At 60.8% G+C, this 11,654-nt stretch carries 10 protein-coding genes; 4 read left to right on the top strand and 6 right to left on the bottom strand.

The genetic code is table 11. The features are described from left to right. Positions 1-224 precede the first annotated feature (224 nt). Both pgeF and rluD read right to left on the bottom strand, forming a co-directional pair. Positions 225-974 (bottom strand): peptidoglycan editing factor PgeF, encoded by a 750-nt coding sequence (gene pgeF / locus J3P93_RS04495; RefSeq protein WP_434595448.1) that lies wholly within the window; start codon positions 972-974, stop codon positions 225-227. Next, a complete protein-coding gene (rluD, locus tag J3P93_RS04490) occupies positions 971-1,933 on the bottom strand; it encodes a 23S rRNA pseudouridine(1911/1915/1917) synthase RluD (RefSeq protein ID WP_203419539.1) in 963 nt (320 codons plus the stop codon). Before rluD ends, pgeF begins: the two co-directional genes overlap by 4 nt. Positions 1,934-2,084: 151 nt before the next feature. Between rluD and J3P93_RS04485 the strand changes: the two genes are divergently transcribed. From J3P93_RS04485 to J3P93_RS04470, 4 genes are all read left to right on the top strand, one after another. Then, on the top strand, positions 2,085-3,101 hold the full coding sequence (locus J3P93_RS04485; RefSeq protein ID WP_394507988.1) for an outer membrane protein assembly factor BamD: 1,017 nt from the start codon (positions 2,085-2,087) through the stop codon (positions 3,099-3,101). A gap of 126 nt (positions 3,102-3,227) precedes the next feature. Then, complete coding sequence (locus J3P93_RS04480) at positions 3,228-3,470, top strand: PP0621 family protein (RefSeq protein WP_434595443.1); 243 nt, start codon at positions 3,228-3,230, stop codon at positions 3,468-3,470. Next, entirely contained in the window at positions 3,460-5,049 is a 1,590-nt protein-coding gene (locus J3P93_RS04475) for a sensor histidine kinase (protein ID WP_434595441.1), read from the top strand. Before J3P93_RS04480 ends, J3P93_RS04475 begins: the two co-directional genes overlap by 11 nt. Beyond that, on the top strand, positions 5,046-6,392 hold the full coding sequence (locus tag J3P93_RS04470) for a sigma-54-dependent transcriptional regulator (protein ID WP_434595438.1): 1,347 nt from the start codon (positions 5,046-5,048) through the stop codon (positions 6,390-6,392). Before J3P93_RS04475 ends, J3P93_RS04470 begins: the two co-directional genes overlap by 4 nt. 131 nt (positions 6,393-6,523) lie before the next feature. Here J3P93_RS04470 and thiO read toward each other — a convergent pair whose 3' ends face one another. The 4 genes from thiO to J3P93_RS04450 are packed head-to-tail and all read right to left on the bottom strand — an operon-like array spanning position 6,524 to position 11,651. Continuing rightward, the gene (gene thiO / locus J3P93_RS04465; RefSeq protein WP_434595435.1) at positions 6,524-7,624 is read right to left on the bottom strand and encodes a glycine oxidase ThiO; all 1,101 of its coding nucleotides are present in this window, start codon (positions 7,622-7,624) and stop codon (positions 6,524-6,526) included. A 57-nt stretch (positions 7,625-7,681) separates the two neighbouring features. After that, positions 7,682-8,083: a type IV pilin protein gene (locus J3P93_RS04460; RefSeq protein ID WP_203419544.1), complete on the bottom strand. Its 402-nt coding sequence runs from the start codon at positions 8,081-8,083 to the stop codon at positions 7,682-7,684. 15 nt (positions 8,084-8,098) lie between these two features. Next, positions 8,099-11,188 (bottom strand): pilus assembly protein, encoded by a 3,090-nt coding sequence (locus J3P93_RS04455; RefSeq protein WP_434595432.1) that lies wholly within the window; start codon positions 11,186-11,188, stop codon positions 8,099-8,101. Continuing rightward, positions 11,175-11,651 (bottom strand): pilus assembly PilX family protein, encoded by a 477-nt coding sequence (locus tag J3P93_RS04450; protein WP_434595429.1) that lies wholly within the window; start codon positions 11,649-11,651, stop codon positions 11,175-11,177. Before J3P93_RS04450 ends, J3P93_RS04455 begins: the two co-directional genes overlap by 14 nt. Between the last annotated feature and the right edge of the window lie 3 nt (positions 11,652-11,654).

The raw sequence follows: 11,654 nt of genomic DNA, 5'->3' as shown, positions 1-11,654 counted from the left end.
CATCCTGAATAAAGAAACCTGCCAGATACCGCTATAGATGCGGTCGATTCTGCAAGATTCAAGCGTCAAAGGGTTGATACAGATCAGAGAGTCTAGCTGGCGCCCAGCTTCGCAAATACGATCCTCTTTTGACGAGTGGCTGTTTTCGTCAGGCAAGGCGCCGCGACGAGTCATAGCCCGCTATGGCGAGGAGCGGCAACGCCGCATGACGGAAACAGACGCCGTCAAAAAGGAATCGTATTTGTGAGGCTGGGCGCCTCAAGCCAAACGAGGGAGGCAAAGCGACCGGTGCGCGACGCACGGCGATAGGAGAAGAAGCGCGGGTCGGTCACGGTGCAGAAACCGCCGCCGTAAACCGCTGTTACACCACGGGCTGCCAGACGCAGGCGCGCCAATTCATAGATGTCAGCCATGAACTTGCCAGGGTTGTGGCTCGGCACAAAAGCCGTCGCCGCTTCCGGCAATTGACTGACGAAGACTTCGCGAACTTCCGCGCCGACTTCAAAGGCTTGCGGACCGATGGCCGGACCGAGCCAGACCAGCACGTCTTCAGGTGCAACATCGAGGCTGTCGAGGGTAGCTTCAAGCACACCCGCCGCCAAGCCACGCCAACCGGCATGTGCTGCCGCGACACGGGTGCCGGCGCGATTGCAGAACAGTGCGGGCAGACAATCGGCGGTCATGGCCGTGCAGGCGATACCGGGCTTGTCTGTCCAACTGGCATCGGCGGTCGCGACCACATGCGGATCAGCTTGCGCCACGGTAATCCCGTGCACTTGCTGCAACCAGGCAGGCTGTATGGAGAAGTGCTCAGTCAGACGACGACGGTTCTCGGCAACAGCCTCAGGACGATCATCAACATGATCGCCCAGATTCAGCCTGTCGAATGGCACTTCGCTGACGCCACCCTCGCGGGTGGTGACGCAGGCTCTGACGCTGGCCGGCGCAGGCCAGTCCGGCGTCAGCCAGTTCATCCGACGAATGCCTCGCGATCCTGCTTGAGCAGGGTCAACAGCCAGACGAAATCTTCCGGCAGCGGCGATTCCCAGCTCATCCGTTCACCGCTCGTCGGGTGATCGAGTTCGAGGAAGCGCGCGTGCAAGGCCTGACGCGGGAAGTGCTTGAGCGACTCGACCATGGTCGGGTTCGCCGCGGGCGGAATGCGGAAACGCCCGCCGTACGCCGGGTCGCCGACCAACGGGAAGTTGATGTGCGCCATGTGCACGCGGATCTGGTGCGTACGACCGGTTTCCAGCTTCACCCGTACATGGGTGTGCGAACGGAAACGCTCCAGCACGCGATAGTGGCTGACCGCAGGCTTGCCGCCCTCCATCACCGCCATGCGCTGGCGCTGCTGGCCGTGACGACCGATCGGCGCGTTGATCTTGCCCCCGGCGGTGACTACACCGATGACGATGCATTCATAGATGCGGCTGACACTGCGGCTCTGCAACTGCGCGACCAGTTTGGTCTGCGCCTGAATGGTCTTGGCCACCACCATCAGACCGGTGGTGTCCTTGTCCAGACGATGGACGATGCCGGCCCGTGGGACATTGATGATGTCCGGCACGTGGTGCAACAAGGCGTTGAGCAGGGTGCCATCGGCGTGACCGGCAGCCGGGTGCACCACCAGGCCCGCAGGCTTGTTGATCACCAGAATGTCGTCATCTTCATAGACGATGTCGAGCTCGATGTCCTGGGCGATCCACTCGCCCTGGGCTTCCTGCTCGGCCGTCAGTTCGAGGACGGCACCGCCATGCACGATGTCGCGCGGGCGGATCACCGCCCCGTCCACAGTCAGGCGACCTTCTTTGATCCAGGCGGAAAGGCGCGAGCGCGAGTGCTCAGCGAAGAGTTGGGCGGCGACTTGATCGAGGCGTTGGCCGCCCAATTCGGACGGCACCTCTGCGCTAAGTTCTATTTTATCGGACATGCTCGGACTGGGCGTCGGCACAGCCTTTGGTTTCGGCTGCGCGCTTGTGGTTAAATACGGCGTCTTTTGCCCCGAGGCTTTTCAACGGGGCGCTCATCATAACAGGACGGCCCCGCCCAAGACAGCGGCCGTCATAGGGACGCAAGCCGCCATGCAAGTGAAACACCTGCTGCTGATCGCCATCCTCGCATTGACCGCTGCTTGCTCATCGAAGGAAGTCGTAGACGAAAACCTCAGCGAAGCCGAGCTGTACCAGCAGGCTCAGACTGATCTGGACAACAACAGCTACACCAGCGCCACAGCCAAGCTGAAGGCTCTGGAGTCGCGTTATCCGTTCGGTCGCTACGCCGATCAGGCTCAACTGGAGTTGATCTACGCCAACTACAAGAACGCCGAGCCGGAGGCTGCAAAGTCCGCCGCCGAGCGTTTCATTCGTTTGCATCCGCAGCACCCGAACGTGGATTACGCCTATTACCTCAAGGGTCTGACCTCGTTCGACCAGGACGTCGGCCTGCTGGCGCGCTTCCTGCCGCTGGACATGACCAAGCGTGACCCGGGCGCCGCCCGCGACTCGTACAACGAGTTCGCGCAGCTCACCAGTCGCTACCCGAACAGCCGCTACGCGCCGGACGCCAAGCAGCGCATGATCTACCTGCGCAACCTGCTGGCCGCCTACGAAATCCACGTGGCCGACTACTACCTGACCCGCCAGGCTTATGTAGCCGCTGCCAACCGTGGCAAGTACGTGGTGGAGAACTTCCAGGAAACCCCATCGGTCGGCGACGGCCTGGCGGTGATGACCGAAGCCTACCAGCGTCTGCACCTCGACGATCTGGCGGCCACCAGTCTGGAAACCTTGAAGCTCAACTACCCGGATCACCCGAGCCTGCAGGACGGCCAGTTCGTGCCACGCGTTGCCGAAGCCGACAACCGCTCGTTCCTGAGCAAGGCGACTTTGGGCCTGATCGAGTCGCGTCCACCGCTGCCGCCGGGCGAAACCCGCGCCAACCAGGACGTGCAGAAGCAATTCCAGGACGCGAAAGACGCGATCCCGAACGAGCTCAAGCCGAAAGACGAAAACGGCGACGTGATCGAAGAGCCGGAGCCGGAGTCCACCGACACCGACCGCTCGTGGTTCAGCTACATGACCTTCGGCGTGTTCGACTGAGCACACCGGCGGTAACAAAAAGGGAGATCTGCGGATCTCCCTTTTTTATTGCGGCGCTTTAATCCGCTGTGCGCTGCTCGGCTCCTTGGCTAAACTGCCGGATCATCAGTCGAAAAGCCGCTCATCATGCTTCGTTTATTGTTCTGGATCGCCGTGATCTTCGCCGCCATCTGGCTCTGGCGTAAATTCAAGGCACCCGCCACCTCCAATCAGTCCCAGCGCAATTCTCGCGAGCAAGACGCCGCGCCCATGGTGCGCTGCGCCCATTGCGGCGTGCACCTGCCCCGCGATCGCGCGCTGGGCAATCAGCAACAGTGGTATTGCAGCCAGGCTCATCTCGAGCAAGGCCCGGGCGCCAGTGGTCGCTGAGGCTGCCCACACCGACAGCAAACAGGCGCAGCGTCTGCTGCGTCTTTATCACCTGTACCGTCTGAGCGTCGGCATCACCTTGGTGTTGCTGATCTCGAGCAACATGGACAACCGCCTGCTGACGTCGGCCAACGACGATTTGCTGCGCGGCGGCAGTTGGCTGTATCTGGTCCTGAATATTCTGCTGGTGGTGTTTCTCGAAAACACCCGCCGGCCCGGGCAATTGTTCAGCCTGGCACTGGTCGACGTGCTGCTTCTGTGCGGTTTGTTCTTCGCAGCAGGCGGCGTTGGCAGTGCACTGGGCAACTTGTTGATTGTGTCCGTAGCGATCAGCAACACCCTGCTGCGCCGGCGCATCGGTCTGTTGATTGCGGCCATCGCCGCGCTGGGCATCGTCGGCTCGAGTTTCCTGCTCGGTTTGAGCCATCCCCTGAGCGCCAATGAATACCTGCAGGCCGGTACGCTCGGCGCGCTGTGCTTTGCCGCTTCGCTATTGGTGCAGGGGCTTATCCGTCGCCTCGAGGTCAGCGAAACCCTGGCCGAGCAGCGCGCCAGCGAAGTGGTGGGCCTTGAAGCCCTCAATGCTCTGATTCTGCAACGCATGCGCACCGGCATCCTCGTCCTAGATCGTGAGCGTCGAGTTTTACTGGCCAACCACAGCGCGCAAATCCTGCTCGCTCAGTCGCAGTTGCAGGGCCACCTGATCGACGAATATTCGCCAATGCTGGTCGAGCGCCTGCAACTGTGGATGAACAACCCGACCCTGCGCCCGCAAAGCCTGAAAGTCGCCGGCAATGGCATAGAACTGCAACCGAGTTTCATCGCCCTCGAACAGAGCCCGAATCCGCGCACCCTGGTGTTTCTCGAAGACCTCGCGCAAATCGCTCAACAGGCGCAGCAATTGAAGCTAGCCGCGCTCGGGCGATTGACCGCCGGCATCTCCCATGAAATCCGCAATCCGTTGGGGGCGATCAGCCACGCCGCGCAACTGTTGGCCGAGTCCGAGGAACTCGATAGTGCCGATCGGCGTCTGACGCAGATTATTCAAGACCACTCTCAACGCATGAACCGAGTCATCGAAAATGTCCTGCAACTGTCCCGCCGCCAGCAAAGCGCCCCGCAGCGGCTCGATCTCAAACCGTGGCTGGAGAACTTCGTTGCCGAAAGCCGCGAGCAGGCCGGCGAGCGTCAGCAGATCCATCTGCGGATCAACTCCGGGGACTTCACCACATTGATGGACCCGAACCAGCTGCGGCAGATCCTCGACAATCTGTTGCGCAACGGCTGGCGTCACAGCGCCCTGCTGCACGATCAGGCCGAGGTCTGGCTGGCGCTGTTCACTGACCCGGACAGCCAGTTGGCGGTACTCGAAGTGCAGGACAACGGCCCCGGCGTACCGGCCGAAGAACAGGCGCATCTGTTCGAACCGTTCTTCACCACCAGCAGCCAGGGCACCGGCCTGGGCCTGTATCTGTCCCGTGAGCTGTGCGAAAGCAACCAAGCGCGCCTAGACTTTCAATCACGCCAAGGCGGCGGCTGCTTTCGCATCACTTTTGCTCACGGACGGAAACAAAGTTGAATACAAGCCCACGGCAAAAAATCCTCATTGTTGACGACGAACCGGACATCCGCGAACTCCTCGAAATCACCCTGGGCCGGATGAAACTCGACACTTACAGCGCGCGCAATCTGGCCGAGGCACAAGCACTTTTGCAACGCGAAGCGTTCGATCTGTGCCTGACCGATATGCGCCTGCCCGACGGCACGGGGCTGGAGCTGGTGCAGCACATCCAGCAGCGTTATCCACAGGTGCCAGTGGCGATGATCACCGCGTATGGCAGCCTGGAAACCGCAATTAATGCGCTAAAGGCCGGGGCGTTCGATTTTCTGACCAAACCGGTCGATCTCACGCGCCTGCGCGAACTGGTCAGCAGTGCCTTGCGCATGCCCGCTGCGGGTGGCCATTGCACACCGATCGATCGGCACTTGCTCGGCGATTCGCCGCCAATGCGCAGCCTGCGCAAGCAGATCGACAAACTCGCGCGCAGCCAGGCGCCGGTGTACATCAGCGGTGAATCAGGCAGCGGCAAAGAACTGGTCGCGCGGCTGATCCATGAACAAGGGCCGCGCGCCAGCCAGCCGTTCGTGCCGGTGAACTGCGGGGCGATTCCCTCGGAGTTGATGGAAAGCGAATTTTTCGGTCATCGCAAAGGCAGTTTCACCGGCGCGGTCGAAGACAAACCGGGGCTTTTTCAGGCGGCGCATGGCGGCACGTTGTTCCTTGATGAAGTGGCGGACTTGCCGTTGTCGATGCAGGTCAAACTGCTGCGGGCGATTCAGGAAAAAGCCGTGCGTAGCGTCGGCGGCCAGCAGGAAACCGTGGTCGACGTGCGGATTCTTTGCGCCACGCACAAGGACCTCGATGCCGAGGTCGCCGCCGAGCGTTTTCGTCAGGATTTGTACTACCGCTTGAACGTGATCGAGCTACGCGTGCCGTCTTTGCGCGAGCGGCGCGATGACATCGAGGTACTGGCGACGCACGTGCTCAAGCGCTTGGCCAAGGACACCGGCCAGCCAGCCGCACGTCTACACCCGCAGGCGCTGGAAACACTGAAGAATTACCGCTTCCCCGGCAATGTGCGCGAACTGGAAAACGTCCTCGAGCGAGCCCATACCCTGTGCGAGAACCGTACGATCGAGGCCGGTGATTTGCGCCTCAGCGAGGGCAACTGTGCGGCAGACGGCGCGATTGCCGATCTGACGCAGATCGACAATCTTGAAGATTATCTGGAGAACGTCGAGCGCAAGCTGATCTTGCAGGCACTGGAAGAGACGCGCTGGAACCGTACGGCGGCAGCGCAGCGCTTGAGTCTTTCGTTTCGTTCGATGCGTTACCGGCTGAAGAAACTCGGTCTGGATTGAGGGCCCCTTCGCGAGCAGGCTCGCTCCTACATGGGTTTTTGGTGTAACCACTTCTTGTGTACACCAAAGGACAATTGTAGGAGTGAGCCTGCTCGCGATGACGGCTTATCAGACACCGAAGACTTATCAGATCAAATACGACCCTCAGGCGCATACGGCGCCGGATCAATAATCGGCGCCCTGCCCAACATCACATCGGCAAACAACTGACACGACGCCGGCGCCAGCACCAGCCCGTTGCGGTAATGCCCGCAATTGAGCCATAAGCCGTCGAACCCCGGCACTCGCCCGATATAAGGAATCCCCTCCGGCGAGCCCGGACGCAGCCCGGCCCAGTGCCCGACCACTTCGGCATCGGCCAGCGCTGGCAGCAGCTCTACCGCCGATGCCTTGAGGCTTTCAAGGGCGACGTCGGTTGGCGTCTTGTCGTAGCCTGCGTGCTCCAGCGTACTGCCGACCAGAATATGCCCGTCGCGACGCGGAATCGCATAACGCCCCTTGGCCAGCACCATGCTCGGCAGGAAGTCCGCAGCGCATTTATAAAGAATCATCTGCCCTTTGACCGGTTCCACCGGCAGTGTCAGGTCCAGGGTCTTGAGCAAGTCGCCGCTCCACGCCCCAGCGGTCAGTACCACCTGATCGCCAGCGATGACACCACCGGCCGTTTCCACCCCAATCACACGTTCTCCGTCGCGAGCGAAACCGCTGACTTCGCACTGCTCGTGAATGGTCACGTTGGACAACGCCTGCAACGCTGCTTTCAAGGATTTCACCAGCCGCGGATTGCGCACGTTGGCAACATCAGCCATGTAGATCGCGCGCGAAAATCCGCCGCCCAGCACCGGCACCGCGTCATGCGCCGCCGAGATATCCACAGAGCGCAGCGGGCGGTTTTCGCGCTCGGCCCACGCCAGTGCCTCGGCTTCGTCATCCAGGTCCAGCCAGTACAGGCCGGTAGTGTGCACTTCTGGATCAACCCCGGTGTCGGCGAACAGCCGCGCGCCGAGCTGTGGATAAAAATTCTGCGACCAGTGCGCCAGCGCGGTGACCGCCGGGCTATAGCGCCAAGGGTACAGCGGAGAAACAATACCGCCGCCCGCCCAGGACGATTCCTGGCCCAGGTTCGAACGGTCCAGCAGCACCACGCTGCGCACTTCGGAGGCGATATTGTAGGCGGTCAGCAGGCCTATCACCCCGCCACCGACAATCACCACTTGCTGTTGCCTGGTCATGTTTGATCCAACCGTAAAAAAGACAGTGGGCGCAAAAGGCGCCCGAAAGAAAGCGCCTCAGCGGCCCCAGCAATCCTTGGTGGTCAGCCCGGTGGTCGCGTTGTTCATGCCCCTGACACCGGTGTTGGTCAGGGTGAAATCGCCGCATTTGTCAGTGGCCATCGACGTGCCGCTCTTGCGTGTTGCGGTCAGCACAAAGGTCTGGTCAGTGATCGTCGGCGTGAGGGTGTAGAAGTCATTGCCGGCACTCAGCCCGGTGACGCCGGTGTAGACATTGTTGCGGGTGTAGAACCGTTCGAGGATCTGCGCCTGTTCCGAGAGCAGCGATACCACTTCGGCGCGACGGCCCTTTTTCAGGTACTCGGTATAGCTCGGTGCGGCGATGGTAATGACGATCCCGATGATCGCAATCACGATCATGATTTCGATCAGGGTGAAACCTCGGTTGGTTCTGCGCATGCCTCAAACTCTCGCTTACTGGATTTGTCGCCACATGATACGACGGCTGCCGCCACCGCCCTTTTCCACAACGGTAGTGATTGCGCCACTGGAGTCGGTCAGGAGCTTGGTCTTGGCATCGGCGGAAACCACGTTAAGGCTCGGGATGCCGCCGGTGAAGACCACGCCGCTGGATATCGTGTCATTGCCGTCGACCAAACGATCAGCATTGGTGTCGATCACGGCGTAGTTGAGCATCTTACCGCTGAACGCTTCTAGTTCGACCAGTTTGCCCGTGCCGAAACTTGCACAGGGATCGGTGGTATCCACGCTGGCAGTGGTAAACAGGATGCGCCCCAGCACAATGCTCGCCTGATTGATCACCCGCTCGCCGGTCAGCACGTTGTTATACACCAGCGGCAAGTACCAGCCCTTCTCGCCCGGATACGTCGTGTCATTTTGCGTAGTGGTCACGAACTGGCCGGTGCTGCCGGAGAACGACCCGGTAATCGCCTGCGCCTGCAAGCTGCTGACGGTAATTTGTCCCGAGCCGCCATCGGCGTCCCATACCGAATAGAACGCTTGCAGATCCTTGTTGCTCTTGTCGGCAGTTTCGTTGAATTTGCCGGTGCCGAAGAACACCTGCTTGCCACCCTGCGGGTTATCCGCCAGCAGCGGTTGCGCGGTGATCGGCTGCGTCGCCCCGCCCGGTGCGGTGAACAACGGTTTGCCGGCAAACGCCACGCCCCAGCTTTCCGGGGCCGTCGCACTCAAGTCGAATTTCCACATCCGCCCTTTCAAGTCACCGCCGTAAGCCGCCTGCACCACGTTCGACGAATTGACCCTGAGCTCCACCGAGGACAGGCCATTGGTGGTTTCCGTGCTGTCGATAACTATTTTCCTGATCAACGAGCCATCGCGCACATCCAGCACGTACAACGCCGCTACGCCGGAATTGCTGCCGTAACCGTTGGCAATGAACGCGGCCCAGCGACCATCGGCCAAGCGTGCCACTTCCGGACGGGCGTAGGCGTAACCCAGATCATTGAAAGCGTTGGCCGTGTTGGCTGTGACCGGCGCGCTGACTTCCCACAGGGCACGAATCACATTGCCTGCCGAGGCATCGAACAGTTGCAGCCCGTAGAAGGTTTTACCGCCGGCACCGGTGCCGCCAATGGCCAGGGTTTTCCAGGTAGTGCCGGACTGCACATCAAACACCCCGACCTGACCATCCACGAGAAACTTGTGGCTGACGCCGTTGACGTAGTTGGTGTCGGCGATCAGGCGCAGCGACGGCAGCACACTGGATGGCATGTAGGCATAACGACGAGTGCCGTTCGCCGGATTGATCACATGGACGAAACCATCGTTGGCGTTGACCACCAGACTGCTGTTCATGTTGGCCGCTTTGGCCGCCAGGTAGGTGGTGTAACTGGTGTCGGCGGACAGATCGGACGCAGTCTTGTCCGAAGGCGACGCAAGCACCAGCGGCGAATTGATGATGTCGCCGAGCAACACGCTGCGCACTTTGAGCCCGGCCTTGTTGGTGCCTTTGCTCCACTCCACCAGATCACTGCCGGTGATGCCGGTGGGCAAGCCCTGACTGAGCGTGGTCTGCTGCGCCGGGGAAAAGTTGCCGAAGACCAGGGGGATCGGCGCATTGCTCACGGTGTTCCACGATTGGTAAATCGGCGCCGTGGCGGAAGGCACAATGGTCGTGTCGGTGGACCATTGTGCGCTCGAGGTATTCACCGTACCGGCCGAGGTAAAGCCGAACGAGCGGATCGTGCCGCGCCAATCCTTTGGATCGTAAGTGGTCTGATAAAAACTGCTGCCGCTGCTCAACGAGCTGCTGCTGGCGACACCGGCTCCGCCGGAGCCGGCCTTGGAGGTAATGTCGCTCAATGCCGACGATAAGGCCGCGTTGAGTCCGGAGCTGTCGGTAGCCTGGTAATACCGGCCCTGCCCATAACTGGCGGCGTCGGACAGCATGTCGTTATCCGCCGCGAAACCGACGGTGTAGGTGTTCATGTTCTGCTTGGGAAAATCCACCGCGTTCCAGCTTTTGCCCGCCGCATCGGTGCCGGTCGAGCGCATGTCGATGTCGAAGGCAAACTTGGCGATGTCATCCAGGTACAGCGTATCGCCCTCACCATCGCCGTTGAGGTTATCGCCGTCATTGTTGACGCCATCCCAGTTCGGCAACCGATTGCCGCCCAATGGATCGTTGGTCGGGAAGGTTCGGTCGTAGGTCGGCAAGCCGTCGGTAATCACCACGCCGTAGTTTTTCTGGCAGCGATATTGAATTGGGCTGGTGTAGCTGCTCGGCGTGCCGTTGTAGAAAGGGGCGATGCCGCGCATGTAGCGGGTGATCTCGTAATAGCTTTCCGCCAAAGGTGTGTTGGCCACCGCGTTCAGACCATTGATCGAAGAAATCAGCGCGTTGTAGTTGGTATCGGCCTGCGCCTGGGTCACGCTGCCCGTTACCGGCGACAGATCGGTAATCGCGCGAGGGATGAAACCTCCGTTACCGGGGTTGGCGCTGGTGGCCGGGTTGAACGTCGCCAGCCCCATGCGCAAGGTACGGTTGCTGCTGACCAGCGCGGTGGACACGTTGCGTGCCACGTTCATCCGGTAATCGTTGGGAATCGCTCCGGTGGTGAAATCGCGGGTGCCGTTGCTGATCGCCAGACTGACGATGTAGGCAATGTAATCGGCGGAATAGCGGGTGTTCTCGTTGCCCACCGGGTCGGGCAGTTTCAGGCACAACGGTGCTGGGCTATTGTTGTAAAACGCATAGGCGCCGCCGGAGCAACCCGAGTTCGGCAAGCTCGAGAGAAACACCAGGTCGCCGGTGATCTGCGGGGCATTCAGCGCAGAGCACAATCCAAGAAAGGCATTGCACTGCCGCGCCGGTGTGCGGTTGACGTTCTGATCAAACCCGGCGGCATAAATGATGCTGTTCATGCTCCCCGAATCGTCGATCAGCAGCATCACGTTTGGCGGCACGGCTGCTGCGCTCAGCAAAGGCGAGTCGGACGGCGTGAAGGCGTAGGCCGACGAGCTCAGATAGAAACTCAGGAGCATGCCGAGCAACAGCGTCCTGCAGCGCTCAAAACTTCGCATACACGCTCTCCAACACACTGCGCGAGCTACCGGCGATACCGACAGCGGTGACTCGGTACAGGGTCGCCGAGGTGTTGCTCGGCACGTTGACCGCGGTCAATGTCGTGCCGATGTTCTGCACCCCATAAAAGCCGTTACCGGCAGCGATCCAGGTCACCCCGGACGTCGAGTTGAGCCCCGCCGCGCTGACCACCGTCGACTCTGCCGGTGGCGCACATTGAGTGCCGCTGCACACCGCCAGCGAATAACTGTCCAGTTGCACTGCGCTTTCGCCGATGCGCAACGCGGCTTCGGCAGCCTGAAACGACTGGTTGCGCAGGCTGACGCTGCCAGCCATTTTTTCCTGCAGGTTGGCGCTCTGCATCGACGACAGGCCAATCAAGGTCAGCAGCAACAGGAACACCAGACTTACCAGCAAGACCATGCCGCGTTGCGCTTGCCGTTGATGCAGAGAAATACTCATGAT

The organism is Pseudomonas sp. R3-57 (genome assembly GCF_051132065.1).
Lineage (GTDB): Bacteria > Pseudomonadota > Gammaproteobacteria > Pseudomonadales > Pseudomonadaceae > Aquipseudomonas.
This window is presented reverse-complemented; position numbering and strand designations above follow the sequence as displayed.

Coding starts and splice junctions, on each gene's coding strand:
- pgeF (WP_434595448.1), bottom strand. CDS start 974: ATGAACTGGCTGACGCCGGACTGGCCTGCGCCGGCCAGCGTCAGAGCC.
- rluD (WP_203419539.1), bottom strand. CDS start 1,933: ATGTCCGATAAAATAGAACTTAGCGCAGAGGTGCCGTCCGAATTGGGC.
- J3P93_RS04485 (WP_394507988.1), top strand. CDS start 2,085: ATGCAAGTGAAACACCTGCTGCTGATCGCCATCCTCGCATTGACCGCT.
- J3P93_RS04480 (WP_434595443.1), top strand. CDS start 3,228: ATGCTTCGTTTATTGTTCTGGATCGCCGTGATCTTCGCCGCCATCTGG.
- thiO (WP_434595435.1), bottom strand. CDS start 7,624: ATGACCAGGCAACAGCAAGTGGTGATTGTCGGTGGCGGGGTGATAGGC.
- J3P93_RS04460 (WP_203419544.1), bottom strand. CDS start 8,083: ATGCGCAGAACCAACCGAGGTTTCACCCTGATCGAAATCATGATCGTG.
- J3P93_RS04455 (WP_434595432.1), bottom strand. CDS start 11,188: ATGCGAAGTTTTGAGCGCTGCAGGACGCTGTTGCTCGGCATGCTCCTG.
- J3P93_RS04450 (WP_434595429.1), bottom strand. CDS start 11,651: ATGAGTATTTCTCTGCATCAACGGCAAGCGCAACGCGGCATGGTCTTG.